The sequence below is a fragment of the Haloplanus sp. GCM10025708 genome, assembly GCF_042663985.1.
Taxonomy (GTDB): Archaea; Halobacteriota; Halobacteria; order Halobacteriales; family Haloferacaceae; genus Salinirarus; species Salinirarus marinus.
Map to the genome: position 1 here is coordinate 1739011 of NZ_JBHSZA010000011.1, position 18381 is coordinate 1757391.

Genomic DNA, 18381 nt, shown 5'->3' on the forward strand with positions numbered 1-18381 from the left:
GGGCGGGTTCGAACATGAATCCTCGGAGACGCCGACGCCTCACTGCTTCCGGGGCCGCATGATCGTCAACAGGTAGGTCTGGCCGCCGTACGCCATCGGCGCGGCGGTGATGTCCGACCGGATCGTGTCCCCGTCGCGGGTGTAACAGACGGACTCCACCCGTTTGGCCGTCCGGGTTTCGAGGATGGACTTCCCGACTTCGAGATACTCCTCGTAGTCGTCGGGGTGGATCTCCCCGATCGACGTGCCGACGAGCTCGTCGTACGGATACTCGAGGAGTTCGCAGGCGCGCGGGTTCGCGTCGACGATGACCGCGTCCTCGAGGTCGAGGATGAATATCCCGTCGTAGGCGTTCTCGAAGATGGCCCTGAACTGCTGGTCGCGCTTGTCGAGTTCCCGGCGCGTGTGGACCTGGTCGAGCAGCGCCTCCACGCGATTCGCGAGGCGGTCGTACTGCTCCGAGGTGCCCTTCTGGAGGTAGCCGTCCGCTCCGGCCGTGATCGCTCGACTTGCCACCTCCTCGGAGCCGCGTCCGGTAAAGAGCAGATACGGGAGGCCGGGGCGGCGCTCTCGGACCCGCTCCAGTAGCTCCAGGCCGTCCATTTCGGGCATCTTGTAGTCGCTGACGACACAGCCGATCGAACGCCCCGAGCCGGCGAGTTCGTCGAGTGCGGCCCGCGGGCCGGCTACCCAGACCGGCTCCAGGCCGCGGTCCGCCAGCATCATCGCCGTCGTCTCGGCGACGTCGGCTTCGTCGTCGACGACGAGGACTCTGTCCATCGTTCGACGTTCGTGTTAATTCGATAAAATATTTGGCGTGCGCGTCGGGCACCGGGCGCTCGGCGGCGAGCGACCCCGGCCCGGAACTTTATGCTAACGGGCGTCGCCACACCGACTATGGACATCGTTCCCCACGACGCGGAAGACGCAGTCGAAGCGGTCGAGGGCGTGCATCTGACGCAGTTAGCGGCGGGCGATCGGATGAGCGTCCAGCATTTCTTCTTCGAACCGGGAGCGGCCGTGCCGGAACACAGTCACCCCCACGAACAGACGGGCTTTCTCACCGACGGCACGCTCACCTTCCTCGTCGACGGCGAGGAGCGCACGGTCAGCGCGGGCGACTCCTACGTCGTCCCCGGCGGCGAGCCGCACGCGGCCGAGAATCACGGCGACGTGCCCGTCCGCGGCGTCGACATCTTCAGCCCACCGCGGACGAACCCCGACTGGGCGAGGGACTAGCGATACTCCGCGGTCGCTCGCTTCACGACCTCGTACTCCTCGGTGCCGTAGGCGATGAATCGCACGTCTGCGAGCGACTCGGGGTCGAACGCCGTGATCTCCTCGCCGATGATGTCGGCCCCCTCCAGCGCGCTCCGAGTCGCCTCGTGGATGCTCTGGGCCGACGCCCGGCCACCGGCGGGCATCGTCGCCGCGTGGACGACGTAGTCGGCGTCGTCGAGCGCCTCGCCGCCCGCCTCGCCGAGCGCGCCCGCGACGCCGGACTCCACCCGGAGACTCGTGTTGGCGGCGTTCACCACCGCGTCCGCCGCCTGTTCGGCGACGTCACTCCGCACTACCTCGAAATCCACGTGTGGGCGTTCGGTCGGCCGCGTGTTAGCTCTTGGCCGAATCGGCGCGGTCGTTCACGAGACGGGGGAACTGAGTGCGAACCGGCGGCGGTCAGGAGAGCTTCTCGATGTTCTCGACGACCGCGTCGGCGAACTCGCTGGTGGCGAGTTTCGTGCCGCCTTCGATCTGCCGGTGGAGGTCGTAGGTGACCTGCTTCGAGGAGATGGTCTGTTCGACGGCGTCGCGCACGAGGTCCGCGGCGTCGTCCCAGCCGAGGTATTCGAGCATGATGCGGCCGGAGAGGATCATCGCGGTCGGGTTGACCTTGTCCTGCCCGGCGTACTTGGGGGCCGATCCGTGGACGGGTTCGGCGAGGCAGCGACCGTCGCCGAAGTTCCCCCGGCGCGATGCCGAGCCCGCCGATCTGTGCGCCGGCGGCGTCCGAGAGGTAGTCGCCGTTGAGGTTCGGCATCGCCAGCACGTCGTACTGGTCGGTCCGGGTGAGCAGTTGCTGGAGCATGTTGTCGGCGATGCGGTCTTTGACGACGACCACGTCCTCGGGCTTCTCGCCGTCGTACTCCTCCCAGAGTTCGTCCTCGGTGATGGTCGTCTCGGGGAACTCCTCGGCGGCGAGTTCGTACCCCCAGTCGCGGAACGCGCCCTCGGTGAACTTCATGATGTTGCCCTTGTGGACGAGCGTCACCGAGTCGCGGTCGTTCTCGAGGGCGTACTCGATCGCCTGCCGGACGAGGCGCTTGGTGCCGAACTCCGAGATCGGCTTGACGCCGATGCCGACCGGGCCGTCGTGGATGGTCGCGTCGAAGCCCATCTCCTCCTCGACGAACTCGCGGACCGTCTCGACCTCGTCGGTGCCGGCCTCCCACTCGATGCCGGCGTAGACGTCCTCGGTGTTCTCCCGGAAGTTGACCATGTCCATCTTCTCGGGGGTTTTGACCGGCGACGGGACGCCGTCGAGGTGGTAGGTCGGCCGCATGTTCGCGTAGAGGTCGAGTTTCTTCCGGAGCGCGACGTTGAGCGACCGGAAGCCCGCGCCGACGGGCGTCGTGAGCGGCCCCTTGATGGCGACGCGGTAGTCGCGGATGGCGTCGACCGTCTCCTGAGGGAGGTTCTCGTCGTATCGCTCGCGGGCGGACTCGCCGGCGTAGACGCGCATCCAGTTGATGGACCGGCCGGTCGCCGCCGCCGCGGCGTCGAGGACTCCCTGTGCCGCCGGACCGACGTCCTTGCCGATCCCGTCGCCGTGGAGTATCGGAACGATGGGGTCGTCGGGTACCTGCAGCGTTCCGTCCTCGTCGGCGGTGATCTTCGTTCCCGCCTCGGGGATTTCGATCTGGTCGTAGCTCATATCATAGCGCGGTTTTCCCACCCAGGTAAAAGACCTGCCGTTATCGCACCAGGAAGCGAGATTTCGGCACAGGAGCGCGGTGGCCGGCTCCCCGGTCGTGAGTCCCGGGGTGACGGCCGCGACGGCGGATCGCGGGCGGCCCCCGTCGGCGATGGCGCAACCTCTTTCCCCCGACCGAGCCAATCGAACGCCATGAGCATCGGACCCCTCGACGACGAGACGGTCGAGAAGTATCGAGAGGCGGGCGAGGTGTTGCAGACGGTCCTCGACGAGGCCGCCGAGATGGTCGAACCCGGCGTGAAACACCTGGAAGTCGCCGAATACGCGGAATCGAGGATCGAGGAACTCGCGGACGGCTGTGCGTTCCCGGTCAACATCAGCGTCGACGAGGAGGCGTCGCACGCGACGCCAGCACGGGACGACGAGACGGAGTTCGGCGAGGACATGGTCTGTCTCGACGTCGGCGTCCACGTCGACGGCTACATCGCTGACGCCGCCCGGACGATCGACTTCACGGGGACCCCCGACCTCGTCGAGGCGGCCGAGGAGGCACTCGACGTCGCCGTCGACGCCATCGGCCCCGGCGTCGACACGGGCACCGTCGGTGCCGAGATCGAGGACGTCATCCGGGGCTACGGATACACGCCGGTGCTCAATCTCTCGGGCCACGGCGTCGCACAGTACGACGCCCACACGGGGCCGAGCATCCCGAACCGGGGCGTCGACCGCGGGGCGGAACTCCAGGTCGGCGACGTCGTCGCCGTCGAACCGTTCGCCACCGACGGCCGGGGGAAAGTCAGCGAGGGCTCGACCGAGGAGATCTACGGCCTCGAACGCGAGCAGTCGGTGCGGAACCGACAGGCCAGACAGGCACTCGAACAGATCACCGAGGAGTATCGGACGCTCCCCTTCGCCGCGCGGTGGCTCGACGTGCCGCGCGCGAAGATGGCGCTGCGCAGATTGAAACAACAGGACGTCGTCCACGGCTACCCCGTGTTGAAAGAGGAGGAGGGCCGTCTCGTCAGCCAGGCGGAACACACCGTCATCGTCACCGAGGACGGATGCGAAGTGACGACCTGGCGTCGTTCATTCTCGTGACGGTTTCGTCGTCGCAGATTCCACAGACCGACACCCGGTAGGGCTCGCGCGAGAACGCGGCGTTGGTCGTCGTCGGGTTCTCCGTCCTGATCTCGATGTGAACCGTGTGTGGGGTCTGTCGGCCACAACGTTCACATCGTTCCAGGTGCGCATCGGAGTCGGGATGCTCGGCTTTCATTAGCGGCGCGTTCGGACGCCCGAACGATAAACGCCGCCGACGCTTAACCCGGATTTAATCGGGTTAATTCGGGTACGCAGACGCGAGAGCGCGGTCCGTGCGCCCGCGCAAGACGGGCGTCCGACGAACAGACCTAAGCCGGTGCGGACGCCCCGGAGGGGCATGGACCAACTGTTCGCGCCCTGGCGGATCGAGTGGGTGACGAAAGACGGCGACGAGGTCGACGGCTGTCCGTTCTGTGAACTCCCCGAGCGAGGGGCCGACCGGGACCACCGCATCGTCGCGCGCAGCGAACACACGTTCGTCCTGTTGAACAACTACCCGTACAACCCCGGCCACGTGATGGTCATCCCGTACGATCACACGGGCGAGTACGTCGCCCTCGACGACGAACGACTGCTCGACCACGCCCGGATGAAACAGCGGACGTTCGCGGCCCTCCGGGCCTCGCTCTCCCCCGACGCGTTCAACGCCGGCCTCAACCTGGGCGGGGAGGCGTCCGGCGGGTCCATCGACGATCACGTCCACACGCACGTCGTGCCGCGGTGGTCGGGCGATACGAACTTCATGCCCGTCGTCTCCGAGACGAAAGTCATCGTCGAGGCCCTCGAAGACACGTACGACGACCTCCACGCCGCCTTCGCCGGCCTGGAGGGAGCCACGGTGACGGCCGAGACGGACGCCGTCCGGTTCGACTAGAAGTCGTCGAGGCGCAGTTGGCTCCGCGGGAGTCCCTCGTCGGGTTCGGCTCCGAGGAGCCGCGGGAGCGCCGTCTGGGCGAACGTCAACACGACCACCAGCAGTATCGGCGCGAAAAAGAGGCCGTAGAAACCCAGCACGACCGGCCCCAGCGTGTACGCGAGCATCAGGAGGCCCACGTGCGTCGTCTCCCCGCTGAGCAGCGGCCGGAGGAGCAGGTCGGGGATGGTGTCGACGACGACGACGGCCACGAGGAGGAAGCCGACGACGTAGACGAGGAGCGACTGGTCGCCGCCGAGGAGGATCGGGAGCGCGGCGATGCCCGTCAGCGGGAGGTAGACGATCTTCATCCCGACGACGGGGACGAGGCTGGCGATGCCCGTGAGGACGCCCGCGAGCGTCGGATAGGGCACGTGGGCGGGCGTCGGGACGAGAGCGTTGTACCCCGGAATGCGCCGACGGCGATGAGCGAGATGGCGATGACGTTCAGGAGGTTCCCGAACAGGACGGCTTCGAGTTCGTCGTCGACGGCTTCGAGATACTTCCGGATGATGGCCCCCTCGTCGAACCGGAGGAGCCACTCGCGGATGCGCGAGCCGTCGACGAGGAGGTAGTAGGTGACGATGACGACGATGAAGAGGTTGAGGAAAAAGTTCGAGACGAGACTGGAGATGAAGGCGGCGTTCTCGGTGGCGAACGTGAGGAACACGTCGAGTCGACCCGCCTGATACGCCTGATAGATGCCTTCGAGGGTGAACTCGGGGATGGTGCCGACGCGGCCGATCCAGTCGACGTGTGTGGCGGCGAGGTCGATGAGGGAGTAGCGGGTGATGAACCGCCGCGCCTCGATGACGAGGAGGACGACGGTGTAGCTGATGAGGAGGATCAGCGGCACGGCGAGCGACGCCAGTACGATGACGGCGCGGATCCGCGCGGGCAAGCGGAGCTTTCGAAGCGCCTTGTAGTACCGACGCGTCGAGTAGTAAAGGAAGACGGAGATGGTGAGCGGGGCGATAAACCGGTACGCGATCGATCCGAGGAGGGCAGTGACGATGACGCCGAACAGGGCGACGACGAGGCGGTTCTCGTTCACAGTCCGATATGTTTCAGATCGTCCATAAAGTCTCCTACTTTTCCGGCTCCGTCCGAAGCGATTTTGCTCCCCGTCCCGAAACGGGGGTCGTGAACAGGCAAGCGGCACTCCGGCGCGTCGGCCTCGTCGTCGTCGCGGCCAATCTCGCGCTCGTCCTCGCTAAGGGCGGCGTCTGGCTCGAGACCGGGAGCCTCGCCGTCGGGTCGGAAGCCGTCAACAGCCTCGCCGACACCGTCTACAGCGTCGTCGTCCTCGCCGGCCTCTATCTGACGACGCGCCCGCCCGATTTCGAACATCCGCACGGCCACGAGCGCATCGAGCCGTTCGTCTCGCTGGTGGTCGCGCTCGGCATCTTCGCCGCCGGCGTCGTCGTCCTCTGGCAGGCGGTCCAGTCCGTGCTGGCCGGCACGTACGGCATCGCCACCGGCCTCCCCGCCGTCGCCGTCCTCGTCGCGTCCGCGGTGACGAAGTACCTCCTCTATCGCTACTGTCTCGACGTGGGCGACCGACACCGCTCGCCGGCGGTAGTGGCGGCCGCACTCGACAACCGAAACGACATCCTGACCGCGGGCGCGGCGCTGGTCGGCGTCGTCGGCGCGTCCGCCGGCTACCCGATTCTCGATCCGATCGCCGGCGGCGTCGTCGCGCTCGGCATCCTCTACACCGGTGTCGACATCGTCCGCGACAACGTCAACTACCTCGTCGGCCGCGCGCCCCCGGACGACCTGCGGGCCGAGATCGTCTCGCGGGCGCTCGACCACGACGCGGTCCGCGGCGTCCACGACGTCGTCGCCCACTACGTCGGCCCCGAGATCGACGTGAGCCTCCACGTCGAGGTGGAAGGCGACATGACGCTGCGAGAGGCCCACGACATCGAGACCGAGGTCATCCGAACCATCCGCGACGTCGACGCCGTCGACGACGTGTTCGTCCACGTCGACCCGAAGGAACTCGACGAGTGGAAGGAGGACGACGAGACGGAACACCTGCTCGAACACGCGGCCGAACACACGCGCTACCCGCCGGATCCGCCGTCGCGGGACTAACCCCCGCGAGCAGCAGTCGGATCCAGCCGAGATACGGAATCCGAACGAGCGCGCGGGCGCGGACCCACTGACGCGCCGCCGGCGGGATCGCGCCCGTCGCCTGGTCGTACGTCGGGGCCGCGTCGCCTCTCGTGACGTACCCCGCGTTCGGTGCGGGGCAGTTCGGCAGGTCCGCACAGTTCTCGACGCCCGCCGGGAGAGCGGCGGGGTCGGCCCGCGCGTACCAGTTCTCGCCCGCGGCGACGTGGAAAACGGCCCGGTGGACGACCGGCGGCCCAGTCCGGTTCGGCGTCGAGAAGACTATGACGTCGCCGTGGGCCCCGAACTGCGTCGCGCCGAGCGCGGCGGCGCGACGCGCGGTGAGGACGCCCGCCTCGTCGGCCCCGGGCGACGCGAACCTGTCGCCGACGACGAGCATGTCGCCGGTGCGAACGTTGGGTGCCATACTCCCGCTTTCGACGGCGACGAGGGGCGGCCAGACGCCCGTGATGGCAAAGAGAACACAGAGGAGCAGGACCCCCGAGAGGAGCGTCTTGCCGGCGTCGCGGACGAACGGCCACCAGTCGGCGTCGCCGACGCGGCGCTCGAACGAACGGGACACGTCAGACCGGCCGGCCGAAGGCGTAGACGGTGCTGTGGCCGGTGATCTCCACGTCGAGCAGGTCGCCGGGGGCGACGCCGTGCTCGGCGGCGTTCCGGACGATCACCTGCCGGTACGCCTCGTCGTAACACTTCACGGAGTCGCCGGTGCCGGGTTCGACGACGAGGACTTCGTGGACGTCGCCCACCATCTCCCCGTACGCCTGGCCCACGACGTCCATCTTCAGTTCGGACATCGCCTTCGACCGCTCCTTTTTCTTCGTGCCGCCGAGCCCCTTCATCTCGGCGGCGTCGGTGCCGGGGCGCTTCGAGAAGCGGGTGACGTTGATCTTCTCCGGGCGCGTCTCGCGCAGGAGGTCCATGCTCAGTTCGTGGTCGGCGTCCGTCTCGGTGGGGAAGCCGACGATGAAGTCCGTCGAGAGCGTCCAGTAGTCGAGGCGGGCGTCGAACGTCTCGACCACCTCGCGGAACTCGCTCACCTGATGCTGGCGGCGCATGTCGCCGAGGACGTCGTTCGACCCCGATTGGACCGGGATGTGGATGAAGTTGTAGAGTTTTTCGTTTTCGGCGAATACGGTGGCGAGTTCCTCGCGGATGCCGTGGACGCCCTTCGGGTTCGCCATACCGACGCGCACCCGGAAGTCGCCCTCGATGTCGCAGATGCGCGAGAGGAGTTCGTGGAGTTTCCGCTCGCCCTCGTCCCAGCCGTAGACGCCGGTGTCCTGGCCGGTGATGCGGAGTTCCTTCGCGCCGGCGTGGACGAGGGCCCGAGCCTTCTCGACGTTCTCCTCGATCGGAGGCGAGTCGATCTTGCCGGTCGCCCGCTTCGTGATGCAGTACGAGCAGTCGCTCATACAGCCGCGGGCGATCGGGAGGATGCCGACGACGCCGTCGAGCACGGGGTCGGTGCCGGTCGTCGTCGTCGGGCATTCGCCGTTCATCGCGGCGGCGGGCACGTCGTCCCAGTGGAGTACCTGCGCGTCGACGCCCGCCTCGGCGAACTCCTCGCCCTGCGCGAGCGCCATACAGCCCGTCACGATGAGGTCCGCGGTCTCCTCCTGTAGCTCCTCGGCCCGGCGGAGCATGTTCCGTTCGGTCTTCTCGACGACGGTGCAGGTGTTGAGAATGGCCACGTCGGCGTCGGCGGGGCCGTCGGCCGGGCGGTGACCGCCGTCGCGGAGCGCCCGCTCGATCTGTCGGCTCTCACCTCTGTTTGACGTACAGCCGTACGTCTCGATGTGGTACCGGGCCATTCGCTGGTCGGGGAAACGTTGCGCGCGGGCGAGCAAAAGGGCGACGGTCCGGGGCGACGAGAGCGGGCGTCCGGCGTTCGACGGCCCCGCTGAGACGAATCGAGAGACCTGCCGTCGACGTCACTCGGGGAATCCCTCGACGACCGCGACGCCGCTGGACGTGCCGATTCGCTCCGCGCCGGCGGAGAGCATCGCCTGTGCGTCCTCGTACGTGCCGATCCCGCCGCTCGCTTTCACGGGGAGATATTCGGCGAGCACCGAGACGTCCTCGACCGTCGCGCCGCCGTCGGCGAACCCGGTCGAGGTTTTGAGGAAGTCGGCGTCGGCGTCGACGGCCGCCTCCGCGGCGCGGCGCAGTTCCGACTCCGAGAGGAGGGACGCCTCGACGACGGCTTTCACCGGCAGGGGGACGGCGGCGACGACGTCCGCGAGCTCCTCGCGCATTCGTTCGTCCTCGCCGGCGCGGAGGCGGCCGACGTTGATGACGACGTCGAGTTCGTCGGCTCCGGCCCGCCAGGCACCGACGGCCTCGGTTCGTTTGGTCTCCGTCGTGTGCTGTCCGTGGGGAAGCCGACGACGGCGACGAGCGTCACGTCGGGAGCGTAGTCGGCCGCCTCGGCGACGTAACACGGCGGGACGCAGGCGTTCGTCCCGTACTCCGCTGCCTCGTCGAGCAGGCGTTCCACGTCCCCGACCGTCGTCTCCGGGCCGAGGACGGTGTGGTCGATGCGGGCGGCGAAGTCGGCGCGATCCATACGGGGTCGTTAGCGGCCGGATGGTTATATTGACGGGTCGAGAACCGCGGTAGCGATCCGGTGACAAATCGCCACCGTCGCGAAACGGGGGAGAGCCCGATTCGTCCCTGTCCGGGCGGAGCGGACGGGAACGGACGCCGTCCGGGGAAGTGGACAGAGAATGGACGCCGTCCGGGGAAGCGGACAGAGAATGGACGCCGTCCGGGGAAGCGGACAGCGTGTCGTCCCTCCCCGTCGGGGTAAGGGGTGCCTCGATGTCGCATCTACCCGGTGGGGGAGGGAAGCCCGTCAGCAGTCGGGTTCAGGTCGGCGGTGGGGGGTCAGCAGTCGGGTGTCGGTTCGTCGGGGGTCGCGACGCTACGCGGTAGCCGCGCCGCCGCCGAGGAGGTCGCGCAGCACTCCGCCGAGGTTCGTCACGTCGCCCGACAGGAAGCCCCGGACGACGTCGCGGACGGACGACGCGCGGTCGGAGGCCCGGTCGGGGAGTTCCGACGATGGCCCGCGGCGCTCGGCCGACGCGCTCGCGGACGCCGACGCGTCGCCGTTCGGACCGGCGTCGGCGCGTTCGGTCCGGTTCTGCTCGCGTGCGTGGTCGCCCTCGTCGTCTTCAGCGTCGTCGGCCTCGTCGTCGGCGTCCTCATCCTCCGCGTCGTCCCGTTCGAACTCGCTTTTCTCCAGGACGAGCGACCCGTTCTCGACGTCGAACTCGCCGTTCATTTCGAAGCCGTCGCCCTCGACGGCCAGTTCGAGTTCGTCCGCGGCGGTCGTCTCGAACGAGACGGTCCCGTTCTCGCCGGTGGTGCCGACGCGTTCGCCGTCGGCGTACACGGTGGCGTCGGGGACGCCGGATCCGCCCCGGTCGACGGCCACCGTGACCGTGCCGTCGTCGAGCGTCGCGTCCATCGCGTACGACTCCGTTCCCGTCTCGTAACTGCTGCCGGCCGCGACCGCCGCGCCGGAGCCCACGAGGAGCACCGCGAACGTGACCGCGAGTAGGTTCGTCGCGTTCATCGCGTTCGTCCATCGGGAGCGACGCCACTTCAACGGGGAAATCCTTGAAGGCGGGTTTCGTCGGTTTGAGTCGGGTGAAAACCCGATTAAACGGAGTTAACCGTGATCGGCGCGTCGGGTCAGGCGAGTTCCTCGGCGACCACGTCCGGCGCGAACAGATCGGGGTCCATGGCGATGTCGGCCGATCCGCGGACGAACTCCGGGAGGAGTCGCGGCTGTAGACGACCACCGGACGTCGGGGTGTAGCTCCTTGGCGACGGGGATCGACGTCGCCTCGTCGAGGTCGGTCAGCACGTACAGGTCGGCGTCGTCGATGCCGGCGTCGCGGAGGACTTCCGCCGTCACCACGCCCTCGATGCGCGTGACCTGCACGCCGGCCAGTTCGAGTTCGGAGACGAGACCGTCCACGTCCGGGCCGGCGACGATAGCCGTCGTCATTCGTATTCGATGGTCGCGGGCGGTTTGTGCGTCACGTCGTAGACCACCCGCGCGACGGTTTCGTTCTCGCCGGTGATGCGACTCTGGATGCGCTGGAGCGTCTCCCACGGGAGGTTCTGTGCGCGGGCGGTCATGCCGTCGCGGGACTCGACCGACCGCACGGCGACGACCCAGCCGTGGACCCGGTTGTCGCCTTTCACGCCCGTCGCCTTCCCGATGACCGCCGCGAACGCCTGCCACGGGTCGTGTTCCTCGACTTCCTCCTCGACGACGTAACACGCCTCGCGGGCGACGTCGAGTTTCTCCTCGGTGACTTCGCCGATGACCCGGACGGCCAGGCCGGGACCGGGGAAGGGCATCCGCTCGGAGACGACCTCCTCCAGGCCGAGTTCGCGGGCCACCGCGCGCACCTCGTCCTTGTAGAGGTCGCGCACGGGTTCGACGATGCCCTCGAAGTCGATGACCTCCGGCAGGCCGCCGACGTTGTGGTGGGATTTGATGTTCCCCTCGGACTCGATGCGGTCGGGGTAGATGGTCCCCTGGACGAGGTAGTCGGCGTCGGCCTCGCGGGCCTCGCGTTCGAACTCGCGGATGAACTGCTCGCCGATGACGTGGCGCTTCTCCTCGGGGTCGGTGACGCCCGAGAGGGCGTCGAGGAAGCGCTCCTGTGCCTCGACGACGCGCAGGCTCTCCATGTAGGCGAACGTCTCGCGGATCTGTGCCGTCTCGCCCTTGCGCATCAGGCCCGTGTCGACGTAGACGGGGGTGAGCTGATCGCCGATAGCGCGGTACGCGAGCGCCGCTGCGACCGACGAGTCGACGCCGCCAGAGAGGGCGATGATGGCGTTTGCGTCGCCGATCTCCGCCTCGATTTCCGCGGTGGCGTCCTCGATGAACTCCTCGACGTCGACCATTACGCCTCCACCCCCGTTCGACTTCGGCCCGTTCGAGGATGGCGTCGATCAGCCCCACGAACGGCGGACTCGCGCGGTCGGGACGCGACCGGAACTCGGGGTGGAACTGCGTCCCGAGGAAGTACGGATGCGACTCCATCTCGACGATCTCCATCCGGTTGCCCGCGCGCCCGGAGAAGGTGAGGTCGCCGGCTTCGAGGTCGTCGATGTACTCGGGGTTCACCTCGTAGCGGTGGCGGTGGCGCTCCGTACAGGTGCCGGCGTCGTAGACGTCGTGGGCGAGCGTGTCGGACAGGATTTCGGTCGTGTGCGCGCCGAGGCGCATCGTCCCGCCGAGGTCGTCGAGATCGTACTGTTCGGGGAGGAGGTCGATGACGGGATGGGGCGTCTCCTCGTCGATTTCGGCCGAGTGGGCCCCCTCCAGTCCGAGGACGTGCCGCGCGTATTCGACGACCGCCATCTGGAAGCCGAGACAGAGGCCGAGAAACGGTACGTCGTTCTCGCGGGCGTAGCGGATGGCCTCGATTTTGCCTTTCGTGCCCCGAGAGCCGAAGCCGCCGGGCACGACGACGCCGTCGGCGTCGCGCAGGCGACTCGCGTGTTCGTCCTGCATCTGATCGGAGTTGACCCACCTGACGTTCACGTCGACCTGTCGCTCGATTCCGGCGTGTTTCAGCGCCTCGTGGACGGACATGTAGGCGTCTTCGAGGTCGTATTTCCCGACGAGCGCGATGTCGACGCTCCCGTGGCGGTCGCGCGTGACGAGTTCGCGCCAGCGGCTGTCGCGTTCGGCCGTCGGGAGCGCCTCCGAAGCGAGGTTCAGGCGCTCCATCACGTATTCGTCGAGACCCTCCTCCTCGACGACGAGGGGGACGTGGTAGATGTCCTCGACGTCGGGGTTCGAGAAGACGGCGTCCGTGGGGACGTCACAGAACAGCGCGATTTTCTCCTTGGTGTGCGGTTCGAGCGGGTCGGGACACCGGCCGACGAGAACGTCGGGTTGGAGGCCGATGCTCCGGAGTTCCTTCACGCTGTGCTGGGTGGGTTTGGTCTTCTGCTCGCCGTTTTTCGAGTACGGCACCAGCGTCACGTGCGTAAAGAGGACGTCCCCCTCCTCTTCCTCGTGGGCGAACTGCCGGAGGGCTTCGAGATAGGGCATCCCCTCGATGTCGCCGACGGTGCCGCCGACTTCGACGATGCAGACGTCGGTCCCGTCGGCGGCCTCGCGGATGCGCCGCTTGATGTCGTCGGTGATGTGGGGGATGATCTGGACCGTCTTGCCCAGGTAGTCCCCGGCGCGTTCCTTCTCGATGACGTGTTTGTACGTCTTTCCGGTGGTGACGTTGTGGTCCGAGGTCATGTCGGTCCCGAGGAACCGTTCGTAGTTCCCCAGATCCAGGTCCACCTCGCCCCCGTCTTTCAACACGTACACCTCGCCGTGCTGGTAGGGGTTCATCGTTCCGGCGTCGACGTTCAGATACGGGTCGATCTTCACCGCGGTCACGTCGAACCCGGCGTTAGAGAGGAGTCGTCCGGTGCTGGCAGCGGTTATCCCTTTGCCGAGCCCGGACATCACACCCCCGTTACGAAAATGAACTTTCGCCCCAGTTCGGGGTCGTACCCCGTGTCGGGTTCTGTCGGCATACCGACTGTGCGCCGCACGGCTTCAAAACCGTTTCGGGCGTCCGTCGCCGTGAGTGCCAACGTCACACGGGAATCGCCGACGGGGAGCGAACTTCGCCGAAACCACAGGTGTTGACGTACTGGCGGGCCTGGTGTCGCGTATGTCGTTTCATCGACTCGGCTTCGGAACGTACCGGCTGACCGACCCCGAAGCGTGCGAGCGAGCAGTGAAGACGGCCCTCGACGTGGGGTATCGCCACGTCGACACCGCCGAACTGTACGAGAACGAGGCGCACGTCGGGCGCGCCATCGCCGAGAGCGACGTCCCCCGCGAGGACGTCTTCTTGGCGACGAAGGTGTGGCGTGACCGACTCTCGTACGACGACTTCCTTGAGAGCGCGCGGGAACGGGTCGACGAACTCGGCGTCGACTCGGTCGACCTGCTCTACGTCCACTGGCCGCTCGACACCTACGACCCCGAGGAGACCCTCGCGGCCCTCGCCGCCGCCGTCGACGAGGGACTCACCGAACACGTCGGCCTGAGTAACTTCACCCCGACGCTCCTCGAAGACGCCGTCTCCCGCCTCGACGCGCCGCTGTTCGCCCACCAGGTCGAGATGCATCCGCTGCTCCAGCAGGAGGAACTGGTCGCCCGCGCGCAGGCGGAGGACTACTGGCAGTGGCCTACGCCCCCTCGCCCGCACCGAAGTGTCGGACGTCCCCGAGATACGGGCCGTCGCGGAGAAACACGACGCGACGCCCGCACAAGTGTCGCTCGCGTGGCTGCTGTCGAAGGAGAACGTCGCCGCCATCCCGCGGTCGGGGACGCCCGCTCACATCCGCGAGAACTACGGCGCGCTCGACCTCGAACTCGACGCCGAGGACGTCGACCGCATCGACGACGTCGACCGCGAGGAACGCGTCGTCGATTTCTCCGGCGCGCCGTGGGCGTGACCGGGGTCGGGGGCCGTAGCGCGGCGGGTCGGACGGGGCCGATCCCCGGACGGGCCGTGCACTTCGTCACGCTTTTGGCCACGCACTCGAACTGGCCAGTATGAGCGAGGACGACAAGTACCCCGAAGAGAGCGGCCGTCGACGGTTCGTCAAGGGGGTCGTCGGAGGGGCGGCACTCGCCGGCGTCGGTGCCACCGGGTCCGTCGTTGTCAACAGCGCCACCACCTCGCCCGGGAAAGGCGGCGGCGCGACGCAGGCGTGGGCGATCGAGAACACCGGCGGCCCGGCACCGCGGGGGATGCCCCAGATACCGCTCGAAATCGACAGCGAGGGGTACATCAGGGGCATCTGGCCCTCGGTGGAGACGGTCACCCAAGGGGGACGACAGATTCAGGTCGCCGAGATGGACCTCGGCGGGTCGACCTACTCCTCGGAGTGGTTCCAGTACTGCGGCGTCGAGGGGTACCAGGGGATCCAGCCCAGCTACGAGAGTGACAACTACTTCCGGTCGGGGTCGAGTCCGGCCTACACTTGGCAGCAGAACGCCAAGAGCCAGGGCGACCGGTTCCACGTCGACGACTTCTCGAACTACGAGGAGTGGGGCAACGGCATCGGGCAGGCCGGCCTCGGGAAGCCCGCGACCGGAACGTGGCGGTCGCAGGACGCCTCGGACGTCATCCCGATCCAGGTCGTCCGCAGCACGCAGGTCGAGGAGGCAGCGCAGGACGACGAGTGGCTCCAGGCCAGCACGCAGGAGGGCTTCATCGCGTGGCTGAACAAATGCACCCACTTCTGCTGTGTCCCGGGCTACAAGCAGACCGAATCGGCCGCGAAGTTCGACGCCTCGAACGAGGTCTACTGCCAGTGTCACCAGTCGACCTACGACCCGTACTCGGTCGTCCAGACGCTGTTCACGGCGCGTCCGCGCCCCGACTGATCTCCTTCGTTCCCGCGCGGACCGCCGTACGCCGCGTCACCCGCCGCTGACCGGCGGGAACAGCGCGAGCTCGTCGCCGGCTTCGAGCGTCGTCTCCAGGCCGGCCGCGTTGTGAACGTTCTCACCGTTTCTGAGGACGTTGATGTGGTCGCGGAGCGACCCCGACTCGTCGAGGACGCGGTCTTCGAGTTCCGGGTAGGCCGAAAGGAGGGCGTCGAGCGCGTCGCCCACCGTTGCGTCCGGTTCGACGTCGACGCTCACCTCGCGACCGCCGGCGGTTTCGGCGAGGTCGGCAAACAGCTTCCAGTCCATGTGTGTGACTCGCGTGGCGGTTCCAAAGAGGGTTGTGACTCCGGCGGAAATCGACCGTCCCGCGAGCGACGGCGCGGCGTCGGATCGGCCAAACACCTTACAACCGACGGGCCGAACGGGAAGTTATGAGGCTGTTTCGCCATCCGCTCACTGCGTTGGGTCTCGTCGTCGTGCTCACACTCCCGTGGGTGATCGTCCGACTGACCGGCAGGACGACCGCCCTGTCGACGCCGGCCGTCATCGCGACCAGCGGAGTCGCCGTACTCGGGGCCGCGTTCGTCCTCACGTGGGCGGCCGAAACGGCCGAGAAAGACGTGCCCCGGTCGTTCGCGCTCGCCGTCCTCGCGGTCATCGCCGTCGCACCGGAGTACGCCGTCGACGCCCTCTACGCGTGGGAAGCCGGAGCCGACCCCGGGTCGGCGGCCTCGCGGATGGCCGCCGATCTGGCCGTCGCCAACATGACCGGTGCCAACCGCATCCTCGTCGGCCTCGGCTGGTCGGGGATCGCCCTCTACGCCATCTACCGGGCGACGCGGGTGAAAGACGAAGCCGTCGTCGAGCGCGAGGAATCCTCGCCGACGCGGTCGAACTCGAACCCCGGATCGGCATCGAGATCCTGTTTCTGGGCGTCGCCACGGCGTACGCGTTTCTCATCCCCCTGAACGGCGGCATCGACGCCGTCGACGCCGCGTTCCTCGTCGGCCTCTACGGCGCGTACATCTACGTCATCTTCCGCGGCGAAGCGGGCGAGGAACTCCACCTCGGCGTCCCCGGCTACATCCAGGAGTTCACGCGCTCGCGTCGCGTCACCGCGATCCTCGCCATGTTCGCGTACGCGACGTTCGTGATTCTCTTCGCGGTCAAGCCGTTCGCGAAAGGGCTCGAGACGCTTGGCCCCCAACTCGGCGTCTCGTCGTTTTTCATGGTCCAGTGGGTGGCACCGATGGCCAGCGAGAGCCCGGAGTTCATCGCCACCGCCTACCTCGTTCGCAAGGCCCGGACGACGGCGTCGTTCAACGCGCTCATCTCGTCGAAGCTCAACCAGTGGACGCTCCTCATCGGAACCCTCGTCGTCGTCTACAGCATCTCGCTGGGTTCCTACGACGTCCTCTCGTTCAGCCAGAAACAGGCGGGCGAAATCTGGCTCACGGCCGCCCAGAGCTTCTTCGCCGTCACGCTCCTGCTCGATTTCTCCATCAGCATCCGTGAGGCGGTCGCGCTCCTCGGCCTCTTCCTGGCGCAGTTCTACCCGGCGTTCCAGCAGTACGAAGGGCTGCTCCTCTACAGCGGCCTCTACGTCGTTCTCGGCGTCGCTCTCCTCGTCGCGCGACGCCGCCATCTCCCGCGCGTCGTCGATCAGGTGCGCGATCAGCTCTCCGGTGCGGAATCGCCGCCGGCGGATTAACGCTCCGACCTCCCGGAGTCGAGTTCCCGGAGCGTCTCGGGGCGTGCGATGACGTACAGCTCGTCGCCGGGCGTGAGCGCCCGCGACCGAGAGGGGCGGCTCGACGGACCCGCCCTCGGGGCGGATCGCCGCCACCGTCGTATCGAGCGATCCGACGGCCGCGCCGTCGAGCGCGCTCCCTTCGCGGATCCGGACGACGCCCATCGTCTCGTCGGCCGTCCGGAGCAACGAGGCGAACTCGCGGTCGGCCTGTGGTTCCGCGGGCAGCGTCACCAGCCGATACCGGGTCTCCGGATCGAGTTTCGTCGCCTCGACTTCGTCGACGACGAGCGTCGACACGTCGTCGGTCGTCGCCCGGAGTTCCGCCGTGACCACCCGCGTCGGCGTGGGGTCGGTCCGCCACACCTGCACGAGGTCGCCCGGACTCGCCGAACCCGACGGGTCGGCGCGGACCGCGACGGCCACCGCGCCGGGGGCGAGCGTCTGTCCGATTCCCGTCGCTCGGCTCCCCACGGCGAGATACGTCACCGTCCCGTCCGCGTCCACCTCCACGTCGACGTGACCGACGTCGTAGTCGTCTTTCAGCCGGGTGGTGAGACGGGTCCGGAGTTCGGCGACGGTCTGTCGCCGCGGGAAGATGAGCGTCTTGCCGCGCAGCGCCTCCTTGGTCTCCTCGTCGACCGGGTCGTACCCCTCGATGTCTTCGACGTCGTCCGGAAGCGTAACGGCGGTGATGCGGCCGACCGATCGGACGAGTCGGCTCACCTCGACGTCGAGTTCGCGAGCGCCGGCGACGGCGAAGACGCTGGTCGCGATTCGGTCGCCGACCGACTGCCCGGCGGGAGCGGCCAGCGTCGCGACCCCGAGTGCGAGGACGTTGAACAGCGTCCGTTCCGGCGCGAAGATGCCCGTCTCGCCGCCGAGGAGCGCGCCGAACATCCCCATCGTGTTGAGATACGCCGCCGCCGCGCTGACGCCGAACAGCACCGAGAGCGTGACCGGGATCCGCATCCGGACGTACCAGCGATACGCCAACGCCGCGAGCGCCGCGGTCAGAAACGACCCGGCGGCGAAGCCGATAATCCGGAGCACGGGCCGGATCAGCGCCGCGTCGACGGGGAGTTGTAGCG

The 18381-nt window shown here is 67.8% G+C and carries 12 protein-coding genes and 7 pseudogenes; 8 read left to right on the forward strand and 11 right to left on the reverse strand.

Annotated features, from left to right (window positions below):
• Positions 1–39 precede the first annotated feature (39 nt).
• Positions 40–780: a response regulator gene (locus ACFQJD_RS12815; protein ID WP_379798710.1), complete on the reverse strand. Its 741-nt coding sequence runs from the start codon at positions 778–780 to the stop codon at positions 40–42.
• A gap of 117 nt (positions 781–897) precedes the next feature.
• Between ACFQJD_RS12815 and ACFQJD_RS12820 the strand changes: the two genes are divergently transcribed.
• Positions 898–1239: a cupin domain-containing protein gene (locus ACFQJD_RS12820; protein WP_379798712.1), complete on the forward strand. Its 342-nt coding sequence runs from the start codon at positions 898–900 to the stop codon at positions 1237–1239.
• On the opposite strand, the gene ACFQJD_RS12825 is transcribed toward ACFQJD_RS12820, so the two are convergent.
• Together ACFQJD_RS12825 and icd are read right to left on the reverse strand one after the other, a co-directional pair.
• The gene (locus ACFQJD_RS12825) at positions 1236–1589 is read right to left on the reverse strand and encodes an Appr-1-p processing protein (RefSeq protein ID WP_379798714.1); all 354 of its coding nucleotides are present in this window, start codon (positions 1587–1589) and stop codon (positions 1236–1238) included. The genes ACFQJD_RS12820 and ACFQJD_RS12825 overlap by 4 nt on opposite strands.
• Positions 1590–1680: 91 nt before the next feature.
• Positions 1681–2935: pseudogene (icd, locus tag ACFQJD_RS12830) on the reverse strand (isocitrate dehydrogenase (NADP(+))).
• A 192-nt stretch (positions 2936–3127) separates the two neighbouring features.
• On the opposite strand from icd, the gene map reads away from it, so the two are divergent.
• Both map and ACFQJD_RS12840 read left to right on the forward strand, forming a co-directional pair.
• A complete protein-coding gene (gene map, locus ACFQJD_RS12835) occupies positions 3128–4033 on the forward strand; it encodes a type II methionyl aminopeptidase (protein ID WP_379798716.1) in 906 nt (301 codons plus the stop codon).
• 340 nt (positions 4034–4373) lie between these two features.
• Positions 4374–4910 (forward strand): HIT family protein, encoded by a 537-nt coding sequence (locus tag ACFQJD_RS12840; RefSeq protein WP_379798718.1) that lies wholly within the window; start codon positions 4374–4376, stop codon positions 4908–4910.
• Here ACFQJD_RS12840 and ACFQJD_RS12845 read toward each other — a convergent pair.
• Positions 4907–6003, reverse strand: a pseudogene (locus ACFQJD_RS12845) (AI-2E family transporter). The gene ACFQJD_RS12840 and the pseudogene ACFQJD_RS12845 sit on opposite strands and share 4 nt — an antisense overlap.
• Positions 6004–6092: 89 nt before the next feature.
• Between ACFQJD_RS12845 and ACFQJD_RS12850 the strand changes: the two are divergent.
• On the forward strand, positions 6093–7049 hold the full coding sequence (locus tag ACFQJD_RS12850) for a cation diffusion facilitator family transporter (RefSeq protein ID WP_379798720.1): 957 nt from the start codon (positions 6093–6095) through the stop codon (positions 7047–7049).
• A 602-nt stretch (positions 7050–7651) separates the two neighbouring features.
• On the opposite strand, the gene ACFQJD_RS12855 is transcribed toward ACFQJD_RS12850, so the two are convergent.
• From ACFQJD_RS12855 to pyrG, 6 genes and pseudogenes are all read right to left on the reverse strand, one after another.
• The gene (locus ACFQJD_RS12855; RefSeq protein WP_379798722.1) at positions 7652–8902 is read right to left on the reverse strand and encodes a tRNA (N(6)-L-threonylcarbamoyladenosine(37)-C(2))-methylthiotransferase; all 1251 of its coding nucleotides are present in this window, start codon (positions 8900–8902) and stop codon (positions 7652–7654) included.
• 120 nt (positions 8903–9022) lie between these two features.
• Positions 9023–9657, reverse strand: a pseudogene (deoC, locus tag ACFQJD_RS12860) (deoxyribose-phosphate aldolase).
• A 357-nt stretch (positions 9658–10014) separates the two neighbouring features.
• Entirely contained in the window at positions 10015–10668 is a 654-nt protein-coding gene (locus ACFQJD_RS12865) for a hypothetical protein (protein WP_379798724.1), read from the reverse strand.
• A gap of 119 nt (positions 10669–10787) precedes the next feature.
• Positions 10788–11106 (reverse strand): annotated as a pseudogene (locus ACFQJD_RS12870) (CTP synthetase).
• The gene (gene guaA / locus ACFQJD_RS12875; RefSeq protein WP_379798726.1) at positions 11103–12020 is read right to left on the reverse strand and encodes a glutamine-hydrolyzing GMP synthase; all 918 of its coding nucleotides are present in this window, start codon (positions 12018–12020) and stop codon (positions 11103–11105) included. Before guaA ends, ACFQJD_RS12870 begins: the two are co-directional and overlap by 4 nt.
• Before the next feature lie 34 nt (positions 12021–12054).
• Positions 12055–13664: pseudogene (gene pyrG / locus ACFQJD_RS12880) on the reverse strand (glutamine hydrolyzing CTP synthase); the annotation flags it as partial.
• A gap of 140 nt (positions 13665–13804) precedes the next feature.
• Here pyrG and ACFQJD_RS12885 point away from each other — a divergent pair.
• Positions 13805–14597, forward strand: a pseudogene (locus ACFQJD_RS12885) (aldo/keto reductase).
• A 100-nt stretch (positions 14598–14697) separates the two neighbouring features.
• The gene (locus ACFQJD_RS12890) at positions 14698–15534 is read left to right on the forward strand and encodes a ubiquinol-cytochrome c reductase iron-sulfur subunit (RefSeq protein WP_379798728.1); all 837 of its coding nucleotides are present in this window, start codon (positions 14698–14700) and stop codon (positions 15532–15534) included.
• 36 nt (positions 15535–15570) lie between these two features.
• Here ACFQJD_RS12890 and ACFQJD_RS12895 read toward each other — a convergent pair whose 3' ends face one another.
• Positions 15571–15846 carry a ubiquitin-like small modifier protein 1 gene (locus ACFQJD_RS12895; protein ID WP_379798730.1) on the reverse strand — a complete coding sequence of 92 codons (276 nt, stop codon included), beginning with the start codon at positions 15844–15846 and terminating at the stop codon, positions 15571–15573.
• A 125-nt stretch (positions 15847–15971) separates the two neighbouring features.
• Here ACFQJD_RS12895 and ACFQJD_RS12900 point away from each other — a divergent pair.
• A pseudogene (locus ACFQJD_RS12900) lies at positions 15972–17251 on the forward strand (sodium:calcium antiporter).
• 48 nt (positions 17252–17299) lie between these two features.
• Positions 17300–18379 carry a hypothetical protein gene (locus tag ACFQJD_RS12905; RefSeq protein WP_379798732.1) on the forward strand — a complete coding sequence of 360 codons (1080 nt, stop codon included), beginning with the start codon at positions 17300–17302 and terminating at the stop codon, positions 18377–18379.
• Positions 18380–18381: the final 2 nt, after the last annotated feature.

Excerpts from the sequence above, each read along its gene's own strand:
- ACFQJD_RS12855 (WP_379798722.1), bottom strand. The coding sequence starts at position 8,902 with ATGGCCCGGTACCACATCGAGACGTACGGCTGTACGTCAAACAGAGGT.
- ACFQJD_RS12905 (WP_379798732.1), top strand. The coding sequence starts at position 17,300 with ATGACGTACAGCTCGTCGCCGGGCGTGAGCGCCCGCGACCGAGAGGGG.
- ACFQJD_RS12820 (WP_379798712.1), top strand. The coding sequence starts at position 898 with ATGGACATCGTTCCCCACGACGCGGAAGACGCAGTCGAAGCGGTCGAG.
- ACFQJD_RS12865 (WP_379798724.1), bottom strand. The coding sequence starts at position 10,668 with ATGAACGCGACGAACCTACTCGCGGTCACGTTCGCGGTGCTCCTCGTG.
- ACFQJD_RS12815 (WP_379798710.1), bottom strand. The coding sequence starts at position 780 with ATGGACAGAGTCCTCGTCGTCGACGACGAAGCCGACGTCGCCGAGACG.
- guaA (WP_379798726.1), bottom strand. The coding sequence starts at position 12,020 with ATGGTCGACGTCGAGGAGTTCATCGAGGACGCCACCGCGGAAATCGAG.
- ACFQJD_RS12895 (WP_379798730.1), bottom strand. The coding sequence starts at position 15,846 with ATGGACTGGAAGCTGTTTGCCGACCTCGCCGAAACCGCCGGCGGTCGC.
- map (WP_379798716.1), top strand. The coding sequence starts at position 3,128 with ATGAGCATCGGACCCCTCGACGACGAGACGGTCGAGAAGTATCGAGAG.
- ACFQJD_RS12840 (WP_379798718.1), top strand. The coding sequence starts at position 4,374 with ATGGACCAACTGTTCGCGCCCTGGCGGATCGAGTGGGTGACGAAAGAC.
- ACFQJD_RS12890 (WP_379798728.1), top strand. The coding sequence starts at position 14,698 with ATGAGCGAGGACGACAAGTACCCCGAAGAGAGCGGCCGTCGACGGTTC.